The sequence below is a fragment of the Siphonobacter curvatus genome (genome assembly GCF_002943425.1).
GTDB lineage: Bacteria > Bacteroidota > Bacteroidia > Cytophagales > Spirosomataceae > Siphonobacter > Siphonobacter curvatus.
Genome location: NZ_PTRA01000001.1, coordinates 2,926,833 through 2,948,234 on the forward strand (window position 1 = coordinate 2,926,833; position 21,402 = coordinate 2,948,234).

Here is a 21,402-nt window from a genome sequence, read left to right on the forward strand (position 1 = left end):
TGATTGTCAGAGATAGTCTTTAATGCAAGAGGAAAGTACCCGACGCGTGGGCTGATTCCATCAAAAAAAGAAGGATTCGTCGTCTCTTTTTCCTGAAAACCTGGATTTGAAGACTGAACACATCGCATGGCTCTTACATTTTTATCGAAGATTGTCCCTGAACCCTGGATTCCGTACCTGAAATTCATCCGGGCTCCCTGGAATTTTCACCTGCTGCAAAAAGATAAATTTCATTACGCGACGGATAAACTCTATACCGAAGTCAATACAGAATTCAAACAGGACCCCCGCTTTGCCGCCGCGTATGCCTGGGTGACAAAGCTGGGCGGTACGCTGGTTCCCAAAAACGGGATGGAATGGCGGATTTATATGCTCTGCTGGGCAGCCGATCAGGTCAAGCACCTGCCGGGTGATTTTGTGGCCTGCGGGGTTTTCTCGGGGTTTTGTGACCGGGCCATCATGCAGTACATCGATTTTGCCAAAACCGACAAGCGATACTACCTCATGGATACCTTTCAGGGGCTGGATCCGCGGTATAGTTCGGATTATGAAATCCAGCGGAACCATACGATGGGTTATGAACAAAGTCGGAATCTGTACGAACAGGTGCAGGAAACGTTCAAAGATTTCAACGTTCGTATTATCAAAGGAGCCATTCCCGATACTCTTCCCCAGGCCGATACCGAGCAGATTTGTTTTCTGTCGATTGATATGAACGCGGTGGTACCCGAAGTAGCCGCCCTGGAACACTTCTGGCCTAAACTGGTACGCGGGGCCGTCGTCATTTTCGATGATTACGGCTTCCCTACCTGCGAAGCCCAGAAGCACGGGCACGACGCTTTCGCCAAAAAGGTCGGACACACCATTTTCACCTCTCCCACGGGTCAGGGTATTTTGATTAAGCAGTTTTAGGCAGAAGGACGTTTGAGAGGGTTTGAAAAGGTTTAAATAGTTTAAGGTTTGAGTGCGTTTGAAAGTTGGGGATTTAAGAGGTTTGAATCATTAGTTAGCATTAGTGATGCATTGAAGAGCATTTTACTAATGACTAGTTTAGGTAAGAATTATTGATATACAAGCCCGAAACAATCACTGCCTAAACCCACTCCAACTTTAAACTTCCTCAAACTACTTCAAACCTTAAACTTCCTCAAACCCCTTCAAACCTCACCCCCCTTTACCCGACATTGCCTTCCAACCAACGTTTTTCATGTACGCACCCATTGCTCTATTTTGTTATAACCGTCCGGAACATTTTCGAAAGACTGTCAAGAGCTTACTTCGCTGTCCAGAAGCTGCGTTTAGTACCTTATATATTTTTTCCGATGGACCCAAAACGGCCGCTGATGAAGCCAACGTAGCCATCGTTCGTGAATACGCCCAGTCTATTCGCGGGTTCGAGAGCATTCACCTGGATTTCAGCGAAGAAAACCGTGGGCTGGCCGCTTCTATCATTCGGGGGGTTACGCAGGTGCTCCAGCAACACGATAAAATTGTGGTGATGGAGGACGATTTGCTTTGTACCCGCGATTATTTACGCTTCATGAACGAGGCCCTGGAATACTACCGAAAAGACATTCGCGTTTTTTCTATTTCGGGCTACCTCTACCCCATTGAGATTCCGCTGGACTATCCGCACGATGTCCTCTTACTGGCCCGGGGCTGTTCGTACGGCTGGGGCACCTGGCCCGACCGCTGGGCGAAAGTTGACTGGGAGGTACGCGATTTTCCGGAGTTTATGAAAAATAAAGCGGGCCGGCGGGAATTCATGCGGGGAGGTGAAGACCTGTTACCCATGCTGAAAAAACAGCAGGTGGGTGTACTCAACTCCTGGGCCATTCGTTGGACCTATGCCCATTACAAGCATCAGGCCTACAACCTGCACCCCCGGGCCTCCAAGCTGGAAAGCACGGGCATGGATGGCTCGGGCACGAATTTTGGTCGGGGCACGCACCGCTACGATGTACAGCGGGTGGAACGGTTCAGTCGACTGACCAAGGCCGTTTCTCCCGACGAGGTTATTCATCAGCGATTACGCAAACACTTCCGTCTCAGCTGGATACGGAAGATTATTAACTTTGTTCGGTACGGGGTGTAAACGCACGCAGTACTATTTGAATCCCATGCCAACTTCCGTTACGCTACTGAGTACTTCCGATAATATGGGCGGGGCATCCATCGGAGCCGTGCGGTTGCAGCAGGCTCTGAGTCGTTACTCGCCCCTGTATTCCCAAATTTTAGTACAGGAAAAAAATACCCAAAATCCAGCCATTGCCGCTTTAGACGACTCCTGGCTGGGTAAAAAGAAAACGTTAGCTCGTTTTGCCGGTGAACGTCTATACCTGAAAGCTTACGAGGCCTCCAAAAAGCAACACTGGGCTTTCGATCCTGCGGTACTGGGCGTAGACGTAACCGAGCACCCGTTTGTACAAAAAGCCCAGATTCTGCATTTACACTGGATCAATCACGGATTTCTTTCCACCCAATCCTTTCAGAAACTGGTGGAAACGCAAAAGCCGCTGGTCTGGACCATGCACGACATGTGGCCTTTTACGGGGGGCTGCCACCACAGCGGCGAATGCGATCACTTTATCAATAAATGCGGCAACTGTAAGTTTTTGCGGTATCCTTCGGAGGTGGATTTGTCAAACCAGATCTGGGAACGGAAACAGAAAGTCATGGATCCGGCCCACCTCACCACCGTAGCCTGTAGCGACTGGCTGGCCAATCGGGCCCGGAGAAGTAGTTTACTGAAAAAACATACGATTGTCAGCATTCCCAATCCGCTGGATACGGATGTTTTCAAGCCGACCGAAAAAAAAGCAGCCCGCTGGAAGCTCAATCTGCCCCAGCATAAACACCTGATTTTGTTTGCCGCCATGCGGGTGGATGCTCCCATGAAGGGATTTTCGTATTTTAAGGAAGCTCTGGAACGGCTGGCTACGGCTCATCCCGAAACGAAAGAGCAGATTGAACTCGTCATTTTCGGACAAACCGAAGGGCTATCCAAACTTCCCTATCCCGCTCATCATCTGGGTCGTTTGTCAAATCCGGAGCGAATTGCCCTGGCGTATTCAGCGGCTTCGGTCTTTGTGATTCCTTCGCTGGAAGAAAACCTGCCGTATACCATCATGGAAGCCATGGCCTGCGGTACGCCTTCGGTGGGTTTCAACATTGGCGGCATTCCCGAGCTTATTGACGATGGGGTAAACGGGGCATTGGCCGAATACCGTTCTTCCGAAGACCTCATGCGGGCCCTGTATCAAACGCTTTACCAGTCGGATTATGAATCCTTACGCCGAAATGCCCGGCAAAAGGTACTGACGCAGTACGCGGAACCCGTCATCGCCCGACGTTACCAGACTCTGTACGAAGACGTATTGGGACGCTCCAAAAGAAAACCTTTGGAAGGTTCCAATACCTAAACTTAAATGCCTTGACAACCAAGGATTTGTTTGTATTTATCTGCTTTTCAAGTTATGTCTTTTTACGCCGAACGTCTGGCTCAGTTTCAGGGGGAATCCGAGCAATTGAGCCGTCGCTATAACTGGATTGGTACCCTTCGCTTTCTAACCGTGGTCCTGGCCGGAGCACTGATTTATCTGGCTCAGCGATCCAACGAAAGCGGGTACTGGTTACTACTGCTCTTGCCAGCGGTTTTTTTTCGGTACCTGATGTATCGGCATGAACGACTGTCCGACCGGATTGCCCTCACCCGTCAACTTATTCAAATTAACCAGGATGAGCTGGATTACCTCAACGGCAGCCGCATTCCGTTTCAGGCGGGGACGGAACATCTGCAAACGGCTCATTCGTATTCGTATGACCTCGATATTTTCGGTGAAAAATCGCTGTATCAGCACCTGAACCGTACGGCTACCAGCATCGGGCAGGCGGCCCTGGCCCAACAACTCCTCCACCGTTTGCCGGATGCGGCCATCACGCCACGCCAGCGAGCCGTTCAGGCATTGGCGACTCGTCCCGAGTGGCGGCAGGAATTTCTGGCCCTGGGTACAATGGGTCAGGATACGGCAGAGGAATACGCCGCTCTGGTTGAATGGAGCGAACGGAAAAGCCCGCCCGTCTCGGTTTTGACCCGTACATTAGCCATTATTTTTCCAGCCTTACTGGCCCTTTGTTTGGGTGGGTTTGTATGGACCTGGGACGATGATTTTCTCACCCTGGCTGGTTTCATGGGACTCATTAACCTGTTTATTCTTTCCCGAAATCTGAAACAGGTGAAAGCCGAAACGGTGGATTCGGAACGCATCGGACTGATTATTAAAAAGTACAGTACACTCATCGCCGCCATTGAATCGCAAACCTTTCAATCGGAGGAATTACAGGATTTGCAACAACGCCTACGGACGAACGGCTCCCTGGCCAGCACGCAGGTACGCCAACTTTCGTCCTTACTGGCGGCTATGAACGGGATTAACCATGCCCTGGCCGCCGTGCTCACCAACGGACTGTACGTTTCGCACGTGCATACCCTGCACCGGTTGTTGCAATGGAAAGCTCAGTATGCGGCATCGCTACGTAGCTGGCTTGAAACGATTGGTACGTTCGAATCGATTAACAGCTTTGCTAATCTTTCGTACAACAACCCGGATTTTGTATTTCCGTCGTTGTCGGATTCGGGCGAAATTGCGTTTAAAAGCCTGGGGCACCCGCTGCTCAACCGTACCAAACGCGTTACTAATGACGTACGTTTTTCGCCCCGATTCATGATTCTGACGGGTTCGAATATGTCCGGAAAGAGTACTTTTCTGCGGACACTGGGCATCAATATGTTACTGACCAACGTGGGTTCCTGCGTGTGTGCCACCGAAGCCCGGGTTCAGCCGCTGGACATTCTGGTATCGATGCGATTGAACGACTCGCTGGCCGATAGTGAATCATACTTTTTTGCGGAAGTAAAGCGACTTCAATCCATTTTGCAGACGCTGCAAACGAAGCCCTGTTTCATTTTGCTGGATGAGTTATTCAGGGGTACCAACTCCGACGATAAACGGAACGGCACGATTGAAGTGATCAAGAAAATTATCCAGTACAATGCCTGGGGGGTGATTGCCACGCACGACCTGGAGGTTTGCGAGATTACCGAACAGTATCCGCAAAAACTGATCAACAAACGCTTTGAAGTAGAAATTGTCAATGATGAACTGGTCTTCCCCTACCAGTTACTTGACGGCATTTGCCAGAACCGCAGTGCGACGTTTCTGATGCAAAAGATGGGAGTGATTTGAGGAGTTTTGAGTTGTGGGTTTTGAGTTTAGTGTTTTGAGAGTGTCCCTCATATTACAGACGGGGCTATTCACATTAAACCCCCTTCGGGGTTATCATTGGCACTTGGCGTTTAGTCTGCTTGCTTGTGCAAAAACTGCGTTTAACACGCTCACCCCGATTTATAATCGGGGTGGATTGGTCTAGCGTCTGCGACGCGAAACCACACCAACCCAATCATTCCATGACGGTTACAAACCAATCGGGGTGAGCTGCGTTCGTGCGTAGCTTGTTTTTCTCCTTACTCCTTCGGGGTCATCAGATCTACGATTTCGTGAGAAATGCCCACCGCCGAAAAGCCGCCGTCGTGGTACAGATTCTGCATGGTAACCGAACGCGTCAGGTCTGAAAACAGCGTTACGGCATATTCCGCACAGGCTTCGGCGGAGGCGTTACCGAGCGGAGACATTTTGTTGGCGTAATCAAAAAAGGCGTCGAAACCGCCGATTCCCGTCCCCGCCGTCGTTTTCGTGGGCGATTGCGAAATCGTATTCACCCGCACTTTTTTCAGGCGTCCGTAGCGATATCCGTAACTACGGGCAATGCTTTCGAGCATGGCCTTGGCCTGGGCCATGTCCGTATAGTCGGGAAAGGAACGCTGGGCCGCAATGTAGCTGAGGGCAACTACGGAACCATATTCGGCCATAGCATCCAGCTTCTCGGCCGTTTGCAGCATTTTATGCAGGGATAAAGCCGATACGTCCAGTGATTTCAGGAACCATTCGTAGTTCAGATCGCCGTACTCCCGACCTTTCCGAATATTGGTACTCATGCCGATGGAATGCAGAACGAAATCGATTTTACCGCCCAATATTTCCTGCGACTGCGTAAAGAGTTTTTCCAAATCTGCCACATCGGTGGCATCCGCCGGAATGATCTGGGCCTCGCACTGCTCGGCGAGCTGGTTGATGGCTCCCATTCGCATCGCAATGGGAGCATTGGTCAGTACAAAACGGGCTCCTTCTTCGTACGCTTTTAAAGCCGTCTTCCAAGCGATGGAATTTTCATCCAAGGCTCCGGAAATGATTCCCCGTTTCCCTTTCAGTAAGCCGTAAGCCATAGTATCTAACGTTAGTGTTTAGTCGATGTAAAGATTCTGACGTTTTTCATTTCATCTCGGTTTTCAGGCGAATATTGAAAAACCAGTCGCAAAGAAACGGCTTTCGCTCAGGTCATCCAAGTATCTTTTCTTCCCGAAAATCTGGAATTAACCCGAAGCGATTCTTAGCTTTGATTCCATCAAATCAGCCGAAATTCAGGCCCGTCATTTCAACCTGTTTCTTGTATGTTAACCATTCGTCCGGCCCAGGCGGAGGACCTCTCCGCCGTTCTGGCCCTGTACCAAAACGCCCTTGAAGACCCGGAAATCCTGAGTCCCGAACAGGCTCTGGCGACTTTTCAACGCATGCAGTCGTACCCGGATTACACCCTATACATAGCCGAACAAGAACAGGTAATTCTGGGCACTTTTGCTCTACTGATTATGGATAATCTGGGCCACGCCGGAGCCCGCTCGGGTGTTGTCGAGGATGTGGCCGTGCATACCTCCGCCCAGGGTCAGGGCATTGGCCGGGAAATGATGACCTTTGCGATGGAGCGTTGCCGGGAGAAACAGTGCTACAAAATGGCCCTTTCCAGCAATCTAAAACGCGAAAGAACCCATGCTTTTTATGAATCGCTGGGATTCCAGAAGCATGGGTTCAGTTTTCTAATTCAGCTTTAAATCTGGAGCTAAGCCTCTACTTCTTCCCGTTTTTCGACGGTAGACTGTTGTTGCCGCAGCTGCCGTGAAGTAAGCGTATGGCCGTCGTGCGACCAACCCGGAGCAGCGAATACGTAACGGAGTTTATCCGACCAAGAAAGCCCCGGCTGCGATACATCCTGAGCCAGGTGTTTCCATTCATCGAAGGCTACGTGTACAAAGTTCTGGCTGGGCAGCGGGTGCGTGAGGCCAAAACGGGTCGGTTCCTCCGCTCTTTCTTCGGCATAGGTACCAAATAGTTTATCCCAGATGATGAGCACCTGACCCATATTCTTGTCGAGATACGCGACGTTCGAGGCGTGGTGTACACGGTGGTGCGAAGGGGTAACCAGCACGCGTTCCAGTAAGCCCAACTTGCCGACCGTCTCGGTATGGAGGAAGAACTGATACGCCTGATTGACCGCATAGATGAACAGAATGTGGACGCCATCGAAGCCTAACAAAGCCGCGGGTACATAAAACACATACCGGTACAAGGGTTGAAACATCGACGATCGCAGGGCTACCGTCAGATTGTACCGTTCGGCGGAATGGTGCGTGGAATGCACCGCCCAGAGCACGCGGCAATAGTGCTCTGCCCGGTGTAACCAGTAGAAGCAAAAGTCCTGGGCAAAGAATACGCCCACCCAGGCCGCTACGGGATGCTCCTGCCAATACGTCCACAGAAAAGAGTGGCGAGCCAGCCCGTCGAGTACGAAAAATGAGACGCCTTTCATGGCGACATCCAGTACTAAACCCCCTAATCCGAGCAATAAGCTATTACGGGTTTCCTTGAAATTATACAATCCTAGTCGTTCACGATGTGAGATGTAAAGTTCTAAGAGAATAAAAAAAAGGTAGGTAGGAGTAGTAATTAAGGTAAATATACGTTCCATGGCAATCAAGGTAAAACATCAATGGTCTTACAAAAATGCAACAAAACGCTTTTGCTTATACTTTTAAAATATTAAAACGAAATTAGAAGTTAAGGTAAGCTCAGCGTAGCTCGAACAGGTAAGTGATCAGAAGCGTAGGTTTCCTGAATGACGCGATGTTCGGTTACTTTCCAGGGACCGCTGGTTAAAATGAAGTCGATGGTCTTACGAGGGTTTTCGACCGGAATGGTCGGAGCACAGTTCTGACACGTTGATTGCAAGGACTGATTTAAAATTCGTAAGGTCTCACTTTCAGGCGTATCGTTCAGATCACCGGCCAGAATAATGGGCATGGGTACGGCTTTTAAAATCCGAGCGATTTCTTTTGCCTGTAAAATCCGACTGGCGGGACCTCGCTGGGCATCCAGGTGCGTACAGGCCACGGTGATGCTACGCCCCGAGGGTAATTTCAGCTCGGCCATTCCCAGTACCCGTGGCTCACCGGGTTTCTGCGGATCCAAAGGTAACGGATAGCGGCGTTGATTTCGGAGGGGATATTTCGAGAGCAGGGCGACACCGTAATCTCCGCCATCGTGATCAATGGCTTTGACAAAGTACGCCTGCAAACCCGTGAGCTGAGCCAGTTTTTCGGCTTCATCGACCTGTCCGGAGCGGCGGGTACGTACGTCCACCTCCTGTATCATGACTACGTCCGGCTGGTCGCTTTTAATGACCCGGGCAATGGCCTCCAGATCAATAATCTCAGGTTTGGAAGGGGGATTGGCGTGGTGAATGTTGTAGGTCAGAACGCGAACCGTATCAGCACCCGAATGACTCGATGGACGGGTGCAACCTAGTAATACAACCAGCAGGGAAAGAGAAAGAACCGTTTTCATCAATAGAGCGTATTAAGCCCGTAAATAACACGCGAAACGGTACTTCTGCAAGCGATGCTTACCATGGTAATACTAGGATAACATATTTGCTTCCAGCTTTTACTTCCTCCCACTAACACCGATGTAGTAATGGGAGGAAGTAAAGTCGATTGCATTTTTAGGATTACTAACAAACAAGCGAGGCTATTGTGAATATTATTTTTTACCCTTTTTGCTTTCACTCAAATCCATGATTTCCACTTTACGGAAATCGATGGGTTGCCCTTCACTCTGTAGAGCAATGAAGCCCGAACTCAGAATTTTGCCATCTACTTTCTGGGCTGGGTCGTACCGGTTTGCTACATCGCCGCCAATCTGCGGTTTCGAGTATTCCAAAACCGTTTCACCATTGATGATGTGCTTTACGAGCGAATCGCCTAGTACGATAAGTTCAGCCCGCACCCATTCGTCCTTGCCATAAGTCTTGGATTTAGAGTCGATACAATGCCGCGTATCTAGTTTACCTTCGTATACAATGTTGGTACCCGGCGAGCACATATTACCCGTCGGTCGGGGTTTCCCATCCCCCAGCCCGGCCAAAAACTGCATTTCTATTGATATGGGCCAATCCTGTTCCTTGGGCATGGTGCGTGGATCCTGCGAGTGAAACATCACGCCGCTATTCAGAATCGTGTACGAAGGAGCGTCCTTCCGCCAGGGATCGGCGAATTTATATTCAATGACCAGGTGGTAATGCGAAAAAGGCGTTTTGTAGTACAAATGCCCGTATTGTTCGTTGAAGTGATCGTACTGATCGTAACGGACTTTAATCATGCCGTCTTCAACCCGAAAGGTATTTCCGTAATTCACGTTTACATCGTGATGGTGAATCTTGACGATCCAGTCTTTAATGTCTTTGCCATTGAACAGCGAAACCCATTTTTTCTTTTGGGCCTGAACGGAGGAAGCGGCCAGTAGAGCCAGGCATACGAGGGTGTAGCGAATCTTCATTGAGGAAAAGCAGGTCTTTATTCCGATTAGACGTTTTCAGAAGCGGCATACCCTTCTACAGCTTTCGGTTTTGTGGCCTGTAAGGCAAAAACCATCGGAATTTTGGCATCGAGGTGCCGAATCCGGAATTTGCCGGGTTCTACTTCTACGGTTTCGGCAAAGCAGTCGTAGGGCGAATAATCGTACTCCTGAAAAAAATCAATCTGTAACCCCTGACCAATCAGGCTGCTCAGTACCTCGCCCAGCGAATGATTCCAACCCACCGAGTCGGTCGTAATGGGAGCATCCGGATCGGCGTAGGTTCCCTGCGTAGTCTCTTCGATGGCTTCGGTATTAAAATACGAATACTGCACGTACCGGAAATGGCTGTCGAACATCCAGACTACGGGATGAAATTCTGCAAAAACCAGACGTCCGCCCGGCTTCAGATGGCGGGCAATGACTTCCGCCCAGCGATCCAGGTCGGGTAGCCAGCCGATAACTCCATAACTGGTAAAAACCAGATCAAACTGCTGATTGAGGTTAAGATCGTAAACATCCGAACAAATGAACTGAGGCGTCAGCAGATCCATCTGAATCGCCAGTGATTCCGCCGAATAAATGGCAATATCTGACAAATCAACGCCCGTTACCTTCGCTCCCAGGCGAGCCAGCGACAGGGTATCCTGACCGAAATGGCACTGCAAATGCAGGATCGTTTTCCCCGCAACCTCCCCCAACAAGCCGAGTTCGATGTCTTTGAGCGAAGTAGCTCCTTTCATGAACCCTTCCAGATCGTAAAAATCCGATTGCAAATGGTACAGGGTTCGCTGATTCCAGGTATTCCGGTTTTTTTCGAGGTAATCCATCCCTTCGGTTGTTTGGGCAATCAAGATAGGAAAAATCCTGAAAAGCAAAGCCGCCGTACTCCCCAGCGGAACTACGGCGGCTTCGGAAAAACGTGAAGGCTTAGTTGGCTTGCAGACAAGTCACTTTCCCGTCCATGGTACTAACCAGCACCTTTCCCCGGCCTAAAGGAGTAATACCACTCACCAGGGCGTTGGAAAGCTTATGCTGCCAGCGGGTTTGTCCGGTTTGCCGATCAATGGCCGTGAGCAAGCCCGAATTGCCGGGTACGTAGACAACTCCGTCTTTTTCGACAATTGCCGTCGGGCAAATTTCGTAGTCTAACTGTACCTCTGCTTTCCAGGGCAATTCCATGGCCGTGGCCGTCGTCGAAACGCCGTAGACGTTGCCCTGCATGGTTTTCACGTACACCAGCGAGCCATCCGTGGAAAGGCCCATCGACTCGCGTACCCGTACGTCTGGATTCTGTTTCCGCCAGATGACCTGTCCCGTTGCGGCATCCAGGGCGGTCATGTACCGATCGGGAGCGACGATAAAAATGCGATTATTCGTTCCGACCGGATAGCAGGCGGCGGGCGAATACATGCGATTGGGCGAACCATTGTTCCACTTCCAGACCAGTTTTCCCGTTTTCAAGTCCAACGCGTAGAAATCATTCGCCCAACAACCGAAGTAGATCTTGTTCTGGTAAATCAGAGGTTTGGTCACGATAAAACCTTTGACCCCGTCAAAATCCCAAAGTACCTTTCCCGTCTTCAAATCGAAAGCCCGAAAATGGCCATCCGAACCGCCGACGTATACGGCGTTTTCGTAAATGACCGGACTGCCTACCGCGGCCTTGCCCGTCTCGTACTTCCAGCGTAAGCTTCCATTTTTTCGGTTTACGGCGTAAACCCAGCGATCACTGGAGGCAATGACGGCGTATTTTTTATTCGCCGCTGGCGTCGCGTATACTTTACCTGCGGTCTGGAAGCTCCATTTTTTCTGGCCTTTTTCGTCCAGAGCATACAGCAGTCCATTCGTATTCGAGCACAGAATCAGGTCATTCTGTACGGTTATTCCCGAACCGATGTCGCTGTTATCCTGATACTGCCAGAGCGTTTTGACCTGAGCGTACTGCTCATTAACGGCGTAGGAAGGACGCGGAAAATGCGTCGTATCCTTACTGAATTCGTGATCGTACAACGGGATGGTTGCCCAGGAACGTAGCTGATCGGTACCCGGCGTTTTCTCCGTGAATACTGCTTCGTTCTTCGTCAGCGTAACAATGTTGTAGCCCCCAATTTCGGCCTTGGCCCGCAGGTTCGAACGACCCATAACCCCCGGAATGTGTTCAAAATCGTAAACCTTGTTCTGGTGCCCGTGACCACAGAGAAAGAGTTGTACATTCCGTTTTTTCACCCGATCCAGAGCATCGTACCAGTTATTGAGCGAGGCATCCTGCGGATAGTGGTTAATGTAGATAATCGGAATTTTCGGATTGGGCAGATGATTCAACGTGCTATCCAGCCAGACCAGATGTTCGCGGGGAACCTGCCCCGGCCCCATCCGCATGTTCGGTCCTGAGGCCGTCGCAATGAAGGCAAAACCGCCGTACTCGAAGGAGAACGATTCGCCTTTGAATACGCGTTTGAAAGTATTACTGCCGCTCTCCGACCAGTTGGCGTCATGGTTTCCGGGAATGGCGTACCAGGGTTTTTGCAGGCTGTCGATGATGTTTTTGGCCAGTTGCAGCTCTTCGTCTGAACCGAATTCAGTCAGATCACCCGTAAGTAATACAAACTTCAGATTAGGATTGGCGTTGATGTCTTTCACCGTACGCCGTAAGTCATCGGCTCCGGTTGCTCCGCCGACGTGCAAATCCGTCACAAAAGCAAACTGGAAGCTCTGAGCCGAGGTGTGTAGGGCGAGCCAGCAGAGGAGCAGCGTGAATATGGGTTTCATACAGGGATGTTTAATTTCATTAGTAGGGTTTAGATGGGATTTCGTTTTGCTTAGACTTGAATGGGCTGGTGAGTTTTCCATTCCATAACGTTTCGTTATTCAGCTAGACGAAGTTTGGTGCCGTTAGCAGGGCTGTTCGGTAGCCATTAAGCCTTCCAGGCTGGACCTCTCTACGTCTGACCATTCCATGGCGGTTTCATCCGCAACGCGGTGGCCCTTAGCAGGATGAAAAGAGCGGTGGGCGTGCCGGCATGGGATGCCCCGCATGCGATGCCCGGCGAATGCATAGGGACTAAAAATCAGCCGTGCTTGCGGGACGAAGTAGTGACACTGGAATACTAGTTAGAAAAGTTTCTATGCTAGGATGGTATATGGGTTAAAATATCTCCTCCTATTTAACTCAAAACACAACTGCCAGCGATATGCTGGCAGTTGAATCACTTCATAACATTTTACTCCCAGCCCGGATTTTGTTTGAGTTCGTATCCGGCGGCTCGGTACAGGGTAATCTGATCTAGGGGAATGGGCGTCAGATACACTTTAGGATCGGTAAATAAGCGTTGCGATTCGAGTTTCGGAGCTGGAATGATGTAGCCTTCCGTCGTGCCCTCGATGATGGCATCGGTATTGGGGTAATCGGCCTTGCGAATCCAGGCTCCCCGGTTGATGTCCGAATTTGCCTGCGTATCGACATATTCCATCTTCTTCCAGCGAGTCAGATCGTCCAGACGGAAGCCTTCCAGCATCAGTTCGATCCGGCGTTCGCGACGAATTTCCCAAATCAAAGCAGGTACGGAAGGATCGCGGGATGGATCATCGTAGACTTTACCATTGACCGCCGGACTTGTACCACTGACTTCCAGTTTCGGAATCGCAATACCCGGACGTTGCCGCAAGGCGTTAATCGATTTGTCCAGATCGGCCTGCGTGAGCGTACCCAGTTCGGCACTGGCTTCTGCGTAGTTAACCAGCACTTCTCCGTAGCGAATAACGGGGGCGTCGGTCTGGTTGAGCGAGCCGCTGCCTTCGGGTAATTCCTTGGTTTCTTCGTTCAGAAATTTATGGGTCGCGTAGCCACTCGACGAAAAGTTAGGGGCGTACTTGCTGACCCGCAATTGCCCGACAATCGTCGCCGGAAGCCGGGGGTCGCGATCTGCTATGACATTATCGATGCCCTTGTCGCCCTTGTACAGCGGCGAAAGTTGGATGGGCAATCCATCCTTGCTCAGATACGATTCGATGGCATCTTTCGATACGCCCGTTTGCGGCTCTTTGTTGTTGTAACTATTCAGCGAGTGCGTCAGCATACCGGTTTCGTATTTCCGGTACAGAATCATTTCCTTCGAGGCCGCCAGACTCAGCGAACTAAACATCGAACGGTAATTATCCGTAGCCGCGTACCGACCCGAAGTGATGACTTCATTCGCCGCCCATTTCGCCGCTTCCAGATAGGTTTTAGCCCGGTTCTGATCGACGTTATGGTACTTCAGGAACGTGCCGTGGTAGAGCATAATTCGGGACATAAACGCCAGTACAACGCTCTTGTTCACCGTCAGGCCTTTCTCGCCGTCGTCCGCCCGTACGTTGGCCGCCGCGTATTGCAAATCGGCCAGCATACTATCCGCTACCACCGTACGCGGGTCGCGGGGTTTGTAGAGTTGGGCAAAATCGGTTTCCCCAATGACTTGGTCAAAGAACGGCACATCGCCGTACTGACGCACTAGTTCGTGGTATTCCATCGCCCGGAAAAAGCGGGCAATGCCTGTCCAGTGACGGATCGCTTCAGCTTCCATGGGTACGCGTTGAATCCGCTCTTTGAAGAGATTAGCCTTGCGTACCCAGGTAAACCCATTCCAAGGGGTGGTAGTAGTTGTTACAGCCGGTACGTTTCGGGTAAACTGGGTTGGACTCGCCGGAGCAAAATCGTCGTTTAACGTTTGCCCGTTGAAATATCGTCCCGCTGTAAAGCCGGATCCGTAGCCGTCAAAATATCGGGTATAAAAGCCCCAGGCAAAAGTTCGGACGTTGGCTTCGTTGGTCCAGTAGGTTTCGTCCGACAGGGCATCGAGGGGCGAACGGGTTAGTAAATCTTCCTTACAACCCACCAGAAAAAGCAGGGCTGCGGATAGTAAAATCGCTATTTTTTTCATCGCTGGCTCTGATTAAAACGTAAGTTGAAGACCGAATGAGAACGTGCGACGGTACGGATATACCCGGCCAAAGGTGGCGGGTTGACTACTCGCATTTAGATAAGCTACCTCAGGATCAATCGGGATGGATAGGTTATCGAACGTCAGCAGGTTTTCTCCATTCACATATACGCGGCAACGCTCAATCCGAATCCGTTCGGTTAGCGTTTTGGGAAGGGTATAGCCCAGCGTCATGTTCTTCAACCGTAAGTAGGCCATATTCAGCAGATACTTGCTTTGAATCAGGAAGTTCTGCGTATTGTTAGATTGGCCCGTATTGGTCGGACGCGGGTAAAACGCATTCGGATTTTCTTCCGTCCAGTAATCCATCTGGTGAGCGTACATGGCATCGTTCGGGTTGAAGCCAGGGATGAAAATACCACCCGAAGGCCACAATTCGCGTTTGCCAACGCCCTGCCAGAACATGTTAAAGTCGAAGCCTTTCCAATCGGCTCCCAGTCGCACCCCGTACTGATAGCGGGGGGTCGAGTTGCCAATGACTTTCAAATCGCCGTGATCTTCCAGACTGCTGCTCCCCGTGAAAATAGTACCATCACCGTTGAGGTCTTTGTACTTCACATCCCCAGGTCCGTAGAAGAACCAGCCGGATTCGTGTCGGGTTTGGGTGGGGATACCGTCTTTCAGGATGTACTTCCCAGCGGCATCGCGGGTAAGGTTTCCGTTGGCATCCTGCAGAAAATCATCTTTGGTAAAAAAGCGGTCAGTCTCGTAGCCCCAGATTTCACCCAGCTTCTTTCCGGCGTAGTTCCCGTTCACCAGAGTACCATCGAAGCGGGTAATTTTCTCGGTAAAGTCCGACAGATTTACGCCCAGGTTGATATTCAGTCCATTGCTAAAACCGTGATTGAAGTCAACGGCCAGTTCCCAGCCCGTCGTTTGCATTTCACCGTAGTTTCGGCGGGGAGCCGCTGCACCAAAGCTACTCGGCAACTGGATACCCGTCGTAATCATATCGCTGGTGGTCCGGCGGTACCAGTCAAAGGTCACCCCCACTTTATTCTTCAACAGCTTGGCATCTGCCCCAAAATCAAGGGTACTGATCGTTTCCCAGGTGAGCGAAGCGGGTACGAGAGCTGGCGTATTCACCGTCAGCATGTTCGTACTGCCGATCCACCAGTTGGAGTTAGAAGTAGCCATCGTCGGACGGAACGTCGTTGAGCCCACGTCCGTATTACCCAATGAACCGTAGGAACCCCGAATTTTCAGTGAGCTTACAATGGGTTCGATAGGTTTCATGAACGGCTCTTCCGAAATCACGTACCCCGCCGAGACCGAGGGGAAAAAGGCCCACTGCGTTCGGGTGGGAAAGAACGAAGAACCGTCGTAACGACCGTTTAATTCTACCAGGAATTTGTCTTTGTAGCTGTAGTTCAAACGGCCAAAGAAACCCTGCGTAGCCCAATGTCCACGGCCTCCGTCCACGTACTGATCGCCCGTAGCCAAGGGTAATTCGCCCAGATTCATGTCCAGCAAATTGCGTCGTTCGGAACGTTGATCCCAGTTTTGCTTGATGTCCATGTCCATCCCGGCAATCACCTTGATGGAGTGGTTGGTCAATTCTTTCTGGTAGGTACCGAAGGCTTTCACCGTATGCATTTCATCCCACAGGGAGCGGTACACCACGCGATCGTAGGAAGCACTGGCGTAAGATTCGTACTTGAGCGGTACGCCATTCCACTGGTTCCAAGCCATTACTTTCCCACCGACATCCCGAATGTGCCGGTTGGTGTTGGAATACGTATAATTCGCATCGATGGTCAACCCTTCCATCAGTTTCAGTCGGCCTCCGATGGTGGCACGCAGGAAGTTCTCGGTTGTATTGATCATCTGAGCCTGTTGTACTTCACTTACGGCACTGCGGAAGGGTTTGCCTTCGTAGGTTCCGTAAGGGTACACGCGTTGCCAGCGATAGAGGTAATACAGCGGATCGAAGGCCGTACCGGTAAAGGAGAACGGTGTCTCGAATACGCTTTTCGAAAACAGAATTTTTCCGTTGATGTCCAGCCATTTATTGATGGAAGAATTGATACTGAACGTACCATTGTAGCGGTCAAATCGATCGGTTTTATCCTTGAGTACCCCCTGTTGATCGAGGTAACCCAGACTCAGATTGTAGCTGGTTTTATCTGAACCGCCCGTAATGCCCAGGTTATGGGTTTGCTGAGGAGCCCATTTCCGCATGAACATGGCTTCGGCGTCCCAGGGGCGGTAGAAGTACAAACGACCGTCCTTGATTTCAAAATCACGACCCAGTACCATGTCGTTACCCAGGTTTTGTCCGCCGTACTGAGCTTCCCAGTCGCGGATTTTCTGGATACTTTCATCGGTAAAATACATCCCTACGGTACCAAACGTCGTAGCGGCGGGGTTCGAGCGGCGAGCCGCAGCCAGAGCGTACTCGGGTCCTTCGGCGGCACCGGCGATTTTAGGCGTCGTGGTGGGGGTACTGTAGGAAAAGTTCGTCGAGTACGTCACCTGACTCCGGGTGTTTTTCTTTCCGGATTTGGTGGTAATCAGCACGACACCCCAGGCAGCCCGGCTTCCGTAAATCGACGTAGAGGCCGCATCCTTCAGTACCGAAATGGATTCGATATCATCGGGATTGACCATTTGCAGACTCTGAATTTCGACGTTATCGACCAGAATCAGGGGTTGGGCCCCGTTTCCGGCGTTGAGCGAGCCCGTTAGTCCCCGCAACCGGATCTGAGGATTCGTCCCCAGGTCACCGCTCGTCGTCGAGATCGTCAGCCCCGGTACCGCTCCCTGCAAGCCGCGAGCGACGTCGGTAACTGGACGGGATTTCAGAAATTTATCGGTTTCTACCGTGGATACGGCTCCGGTCAGGTTTCCTTTCTTCTGGGTTCCGTACCCTACGACGACCACTTCGTCCAATCCTTTGATGGATTCATCGAGTACGACTTCCAGCTCTACGCGATTCCCCAGTACGACTTCCTGGGTTTTGAAACCAACGAAGGTAAAAATCAGTACATCCGTTTCTTTGACGTTATCAAGCGTAAACTCCCCCTTCTGATCGGTGAGCGTACCCCGTTGTGTATCCTTAATGACGACGCTAACGCCGGGCAGCGTAACACCCTTACTATCAATTACTTTCCCTTTGACCCGAACGGCCATTTCTTTCACCGTTGCCGCGACTAGGGGTTGATGAACCGGCGTTGGCGATACGGGCAGGGCCTCCCGACGTTTAAAAATAACAATGCTGTGATCGGTTTCGCGGTACGCGTACGCCGTGTGGTCTAATAGAGCAGTGAGGACATGACCGACATTATCATTGGTAAATGTTCCCGCCGGTATCTTAATTTTTCTTAGTTCGTTGTTGTTATAGGTAAAATCAATGTGGCTCGTTTTCCGAAGGGTTTCGATGGCTTTTTCCAGCGAGGTTTCCCGGAGTTCAAGCGTTACTTTCTTACTGATCAGATGCTGGCTGTAGCTTTTTTCGGCCAGCAGGCTCCCCGCCGCCGTAAGCATAATGCCGCACGCAATCAATCCAACCCTCATGAGTTTGATTCGTTTGCTTTTTCTCATACATTTAAGTGTGTTTAATCCCTGTATTAAACCCAGCGGCGGTTTTCCGGTGTCCGACTCCTACCTCATTCACCGGGCCGCTGGCTGAACCGTACCTGTTTCCGCGGGTACGGTTCCTTTCGTTACTGACATTCAGTTCCTGAAATCAGCACCTCCTTTCCTTTAATTTCATACTGAATTCCCTGGATATCTTTCACTAAATCAAGCACTTCACTGAGTTTTTGCGATTGGGGTTGAAAGGCAAGGCTGCTGACACAATTGCGGAAAGTGGCTCGGTTGAAACTGACCCGAACGCCGTAGGCATTCTCAATCGCTAAGGCAATGTCGGCGAAACTTACGGCCTTGAGTACGACATTTCCCGTTTGCCATTCCACGGTTTCGGCGGCATCGATGGTTCGTTCGATGGCCTTGTGTTCCGTTTTCAGGTAGGTTATTTCCTGATTTTTTTCGAGTACGGCCAGCGATTTCGTGCCTTCGCTCACGGCTACTTTACCCGTTACTACCGAGACCTGCATGGTTTCGAGAGCCTGGTACGCTTTTACGCGAAAAGTGGTTCCCAGCACGCGGGTCTGTACGTTTCCGGCGTGGACCACAAAGGGTCGTTTTTCATCGTGAACGACCCGGAAGAAGGCCTCGCCATCTTCCAGAAAGACTTCCCGGTTCTGATTAAAATCCGGAGCGTAATGCAGAGCCGTGGCCGCATTGAGCCAGACTACGGAGCCGTCGGGTAGCGTAATCTCCCGCACTTTGCCAGCGGGAATTTGAATACTAATGGCCTGCGTATCGCGAGCCATCCAGTAGTAGACGCATACGCTACTGATGAGCAACACAATACTGGCCGCCAGTCCATAGGCCCAGCGAAAGCGTCGCACCTTGGGTGCTTCAAAGCCCAGCGTACCATGAATACGCTGTAAAATTTCCTGTTCCAGTTCACGACTCGAAGGTTCCTCATCAGGCTCCTCCATCCCAAACTGTCGGTATAAATCGTCTTTATCCATGTACGGTAGAAGGTTCAACACTTCGTATACCACCATGACGAAGTCGGGGGCGGATCGTACCAGAAGGCGTACGTTATTTTTTAATTGCTGCTTGGTTGTTGATCGTTATTGGGGAGTGAGAAGATTGGATTAACAGGTGAGATACGCTCCTCTCCTAGCCTGTTTCCTACTTAAAAATCTAGCGTGCAACGGGTACTGGTATTGGTCGGTATGGGGAGGTAAGACGTGTAACGTAAGAACCAGGTATGCTGGATGCGTGAGCGAGTTCAGTTACCAACCGAACCGAAATAGCTATAGCTATACGTCAAAAGAAAGATTCCGCTTACTTCTCCAGCTGAAACTCCTTGAGACGAAGCAGGGCGTTTTGAATTTGGTTCTTAACCGTTTGGGTGGAAAGGGATAATCGTTCGGCGATTTCCTGCGGCGATAATTGTTCCTGCCGACTGAGTAGAAAGATTTGTCGCATGGCCGGGGGCAGGTGCTCAATACGATGCATGAGTCGCGTTTCCAGCTCCGTGTAAATGAAGGAATCGTGCACGCTTTCACTGGCGGTTTCGTGCGTTTTGAGCAACTCGTTCTGAGCCCGCGTGTGGACGGCTTTTCTACGTTGCAGGTCAATGAACCGATGGTTGAGCATCGTATAGAGATAGCCCGCAAACGTTGTATGAATGACTAGCGTATGGCGTTTGTACCAGAGTTCGACAAACAAATCATGCACTACATCCTTGGCCAGGTCCGGATCTTGTAATTTTTTCGCGGCAATGTCGTAGATCACCTTCCAGTACCGTAGATACAGCTCATTAAAAGCAGCCCGATCGTCCTCTGCTTTCAATTGATTTACGAGTACTAGATCCGAAAAAGCTTTCAAGTAAATGTTTTGATCAAGGTAAAATTCATTCTGCGAATTGCTAACTTATGGATTCTATGGCTTTTTACCAAAGAATAAGGCTGTATAAATATTTTGTTAAATCTGCGACTGACCAAGTAAAATAGGGTTTACAGCCGCAAAAACCTGTTCGGCATTAGGAATTAATGCTAATTTTGGTCCAAAGTCTTGACGTACACCCCACGTTAGACCACGGTTATTATAATCTCATTTAGTATGCAAAAAGTGTATTTGAGTGACTCCGGACCCAAAGTTTCGGAAGCAATTTATGGATTCTGGCGTTGGGAAGACAAAGGTGCCGAAACCCTCACGTCGATGGAAAAAGTGGTCAACTTATGTCTAGAACTCGGGGTCAATACCTTCGACCACGCTGATCATTATGGCAACCACACTATCGAAGAATATTTCGGTAAAATCATTCAGCAGAAGTCCGTCAAACGCGAGGATCTGGTTCTTTTCAGCAAGTGCGGCATTCGCCAGTCGGCTCACGGTTTTACGTATTACGACAATACCAGTGCGTACATTACCGAGAGCGTGGACAATTCCCTGCGAAGACTCAAAACGGATTACCTCGATATTTTCCTGCTCAACCAGCTGGACCGCCTCTGCCCACCCGAAGAGACGGCCCGTACGTTGATGGAACTCGTCAAATCCGGTAAAATCAAGCACCTGGGAGTCAGTAATTTTACAGTGTTCCAGCACCAGTTACTGGAATCGAACCTGAAGCGACCCATCGTCACGAACCACATCGAGCTGAACCTGTCGAATACCACGGCCATTGAAGACGGACGCCTTGATTTTATCAAGCAACGGTTCAGCAAACCGCTGGCCTGGGCTCCCCTGGCCGGTGGACGTATTCTGAATGGTTCGGACGCAAAATCGGTCGTACTCCGCTCGAAACTCGAAGAAATGGGGCGTAAATACGACGCCAATGTCGAGCAGATTGCCGTAGCCTGGCTGTATCAGCTGGGAACCTTACCCATCATTGGTTCGCTGTCAGAAGAACGCATTCGTAATGCCGTCAGTGCGGCCGACATCAAGCTTTCGCACGAAGACTGGTATGAATTGTATAACCTTGCCCTGCTGAAATAAGTTAGGTAGACAGATCGGCGTTATAACATCCCGATCAGTCAGGCTTCCAGTCTGCTAATCAGGCTGGAAGCTTTTTCCTATCATTCTCTGTATCCCAT

At 50.4% G+C, this 21,402-nt stretch carries 16 protein-coding genes; 6 read left to right on the forward strand and 10 right to left on the reverse strand.

Features of this window, described 5'->3' with window-relative positions; all coding sequences use genetic code 11:
- Positions 1-126: 126 nt before the first annotated feature.
- The 4 genes from C5O19_RS12275 (at position 127) to C5O19_RS12290 (ending at position 5,246) form a co-directional block, all read left to right on the forward strand.
- Positions 127-912, forward strand: a complete 786-nt coding sequence (locus tag C5O19_RS12275) for a TylF/MycF/NovP-related O-methyltransferase (RefSeq protein ID WP_104712548.1) — start codon at positions 127-129, stop codon at positions 910-912.
- A 295-nt stretch (positions 913-1,207) separates the two neighbouring features.
- Positions 1,208-2,095 carry a glycosyltransferase gene (locus C5O19_RS12280; protein ID WP_104712551.1) on the forward strand — a complete coding sequence of 296 codons (888 nt, stop codon included), beginning with the start codon at positions 1,208-1,210 and terminating at the stop codon, positions 2,093-2,095.
- 25 nt (positions 2,096-2,120) lie between these two features.
- Positions 2,121-3,422 (forward strand): glycosyltransferase family 4 protein, encoded by a 1,302-nt coding sequence (locus tag C5O19_RS12285; RefSeq protein WP_104712553.1) that lies wholly within the window; start codon positions 2,121-2,123, stop codon positions 3,420-3,422.
- 54 nt (positions 3,423-3,476) lie between these two features.
- Positions 3,477-5,246, forward strand: a complete 1,770-nt coding sequence (locus C5O19_RS12290) for a MutS-related protein (RefSeq protein ID WP_104712555.1) — start codon at positions 3,477-3,479, stop codon at positions 5,244-5,246.
- A gap of 278 nt (positions 5,247-5,524) precedes the next feature.
- Here C5O19_RS12290 and C5O19_RS12295 read toward each other — a convergent pair whose 3' ends face one another.
- Positions 5,525-6,343: an enoyl-ACP reductase FabI gene (locus C5O19_RS12295; RefSeq protein WP_094809249.1), complete on the reverse strand. Its 819-nt coding sequence runs from the start codon at positions 6,341-6,343 to the stop codon at positions 5,525-5,527.
- Positions 6,344-6,568: 225 nt separating this feature from the next.
- Between C5O19_RS12295 and C5O19_RS12300 the strand changes: the two genes are divergently transcribed.
- Positions 6,569-7,006 (forward strand): GNAT family N-acetyltransferase, encoded by a 438-nt coding sequence (locus tag C5O19_RS12300; RefSeq protein WP_104712557.1) that lies wholly within the window; start codon positions 6,569-6,571, stop codon positions 7,004-7,006.
- 8 nt (positions 7,007-7,014) lie between these two features.
- On the opposite strand, the gene C5O19_RS12305 is transcribed toward C5O19_RS12300, so the two are convergent.
- The 9 genes from C5O19_RS12305 to C5O19_RS12345 form a co-directional block, all read right to left on the reverse strand.
- Positions 7,015-7,920: a sterol desaturase family protein gene (locus tag C5O19_RS12305; protein ID WP_104712559.1), complete on the reverse strand. Its 906-nt coding sequence runs from the start codon at positions 7,918-7,920 to the stop codon at positions 7,015-7,017.
- Between the two features lie 89 nt (positions 7,921-8,009).
- Positions 8,010-8,795 (reverse strand): endonuclease/exonuclease/phosphatase family protein, encoded by a 786-nt coding sequence (locus tag C5O19_RS12310; RefSeq protein WP_104712562.1) that lies wholly within the window; start codon positions 8,793-8,795, stop codon positions 8,010-8,012.
- A 195-nt stretch (positions 8,796-8,990) separates the two neighbouring features.
- Positions 8,991-9,785 carry a 3-keto-disaccharide hydrolase gene (locus C5O19_RS12315; RefSeq protein WP_104712565.1) on the reverse strand — a complete coding sequence of 265 codons (795 nt, stop codon included), beginning with the start codon at positions 9,783-9,785 and terminating at the stop codon, positions 8,991-8,993.
- A gap of 26 nt (positions 9,786-9,811) precedes the next feature.
- Positions 9,812-10,633: a class I SAM-dependent methyltransferase gene (locus tag C5O19_RS12320; RefSeq protein ID WP_104712568.1), complete on the reverse strand. Its 822-nt coding sequence runs from the start codon at positions 10,631-10,633 to the stop codon at positions 9,812-9,814.
- Between the two features lie 100 nt (positions 10,634-10,733).
- Complete coding sequence (locus C5O19_RS12325) at positions 10,734-12,575, reverse strand: outer membrane protein assembly factor BamB family protein (protein WP_104712570.1); 1,842 nt, start codon at positions 12,573-12,575, stop codon at positions 10,734-10,736.
- A 452-nt stretch (positions 12,576-13,027) separates the two neighbouring features.
- On the reverse strand, positions 13,028-14,725 hold the full coding sequence (locus C5O19_RS12330) for a RagB/SusD family nutrient uptake outer membrane protein (RefSeq protein WP_104712572.1): 1,698 nt from the start codon (positions 14,723-14,725) through the stop codon (positions 13,028-13,030).
- A 12-nt stretch (positions 14,726-14,737) separates the two neighbouring features.
- A complete protein-coding gene (locus C5O19_RS12335; protein ID WP_207766405.1) occupies positions 14,738-18,328 on the reverse strand; it encodes a SusC/RagA family TonB-linked outer membrane protein in 3,591 nt (1,196 codons plus the stop codon).
- Positions 18,329-18,450: 122 nt separating this feature from the next.
- On the reverse strand, positions 18,451-19,326 hold the full coding sequence (locus C5O19_RS12340) for a FecR family protein (protein WP_165796010.1): 876 nt from the start codon (positions 19,324-19,326) through the stop codon (positions 18,451-18,453).
- Positions 19,327-19,648: 322 nt separating this feature from the next.
- On the reverse strand, positions 19,649-20,194 hold the full coding sequence (locus C5O19_RS12345) for an RNA polymerase sigma factor (RefSeq protein WP_165796011.1): 546 nt from the start codon (positions 20,192-20,194) through the stop codon (positions 19,649-19,651).
- A 234-nt stretch (positions 20,195-20,428) separates the two neighbouring features.
- Here C5O19_RS12345 and C5O19_RS12350 point away from each other — a divergent pair, with 234 nt between their 5' ends.
- Positions 20,429-21,304: an aldo/keto reductase gene (locus tag C5O19_RS12350; protein ID WP_104712579.1), complete on the forward strand. Its 876-nt coding sequence runs from the start codon at positions 20,429-20,431 to the stop codon at positions 21,302-21,304.
- The last annotated feature ends 98 nt before the right edge of the window (positions 21,305-21,402 follow it).

Excerpts from the sequence above, each read along its gene's own strand:
- C5O19_RS12285 (WP_104712553.1), top strand. The coding sequence starts at position 2,121 with ATGCCAACTTCCGTTACGCTACTGAGTACTTCCGATAATATGGGCGGG.
- C5O19_RS12290 (WP_104712555.1), top strand. The coding sequence starts at position 3,477 with ATGTCTTTTTACGCCGAACGTCTGGCTCAGTTTCAGGGGGAATCCGAG.
- C5O19_RS12340 (WP_165796010.1), bottom strand. The coding sequence starts at position 19,326 with ATGGATAAAGACGATTTATACCGACAGTTTGGGATGGAGGAGCCTGAT.
- C5O19_RS12275 (WP_104712548.1), top strand. The coding sequence starts at position 127 with ATGGCTCTTACATTTTTATCGAAGATTGTCCCTGAACCCTGGATTCCG.
- C5O19_RS12320 (WP_104712568.1), bottom strand. The coding sequence starts at position 10,633 with ATGGATTACCTCGAAAAAAACCGGAATACCTGGAATCAGCGAACCCTG.
- C5O19_RS12335 (WP_207766405.1), bottom strand. The coding sequence starts at position 18,328 with ATGAGAAAAAGCAAACGAATCAAACTCATGAGGGTTGGATTGATTGCG.
- C5O19_RS12305 (WP_104712559.1), bottom strand. The coding sequence starts at position 7,920 with ATGGAACGTATATTTACCTTAATTACTACTCCTACCTACCTTTTTTTT.
- C5O19_RS12310 (WP_104712562.1), bottom strand. The coding sequence starts at position 8,795 with ATGAAAACGGTTCTTTCTCTTTCCCTGCTGGTTGTATTACTAGGTTGC.
- C5O19_RS12300 (WP_104712557.1), top strand. The coding sequence starts at position 6,569 with ATGTTAACCATTCGTCCGGCCCAGGCGGAGGACCTCTCCGCCGTTCTG.
- C5O19_RS12315 (WP_104712565.1), bottom strand. The coding sequence starts at position 9,785 with ATGAAGATTCGCTACACCCTCGTATGCCTGGCTCTACTGGCCGCTTCC.
- C5O19_RS12350 (WP_104712579.1), top strand. The coding sequence starts at position 20,429 with ATGCAAAAAGTGTATTTGAGTGACTCCGGACCCAAAGTTTCGGAAGCA.
- C5O19_RS12330 (WP_104712572.1), bottom strand. The coding sequence starts at position 14,725 with ATGAAAAAAATAGCGATTTTACTATCCGCAGCCCTGCTTTTTCTGGTG.
- C5O19_RS12280 (WP_104712551.1), top strand. The coding sequence starts at position 1,208 with ATGTACGCACCCATTGCTCTATTTTGTTATAACCGTCCGGAACATTTT.
- C5O19_RS12325 (WP_104712570.1), bottom strand. The coding sequence starts at position 12,575 with ATGAAACCCATATTCACGCTGCTCCTCTGCTGGCTCGCCCTACACACC.
- C5O19_RS12295 (WP_094809249.1), bottom strand. The coding sequence starts at position 6,343 with ATGGCTTACGGCTTACTGAAAGGGAAACGGGGAATCATTTCCGGAGCC.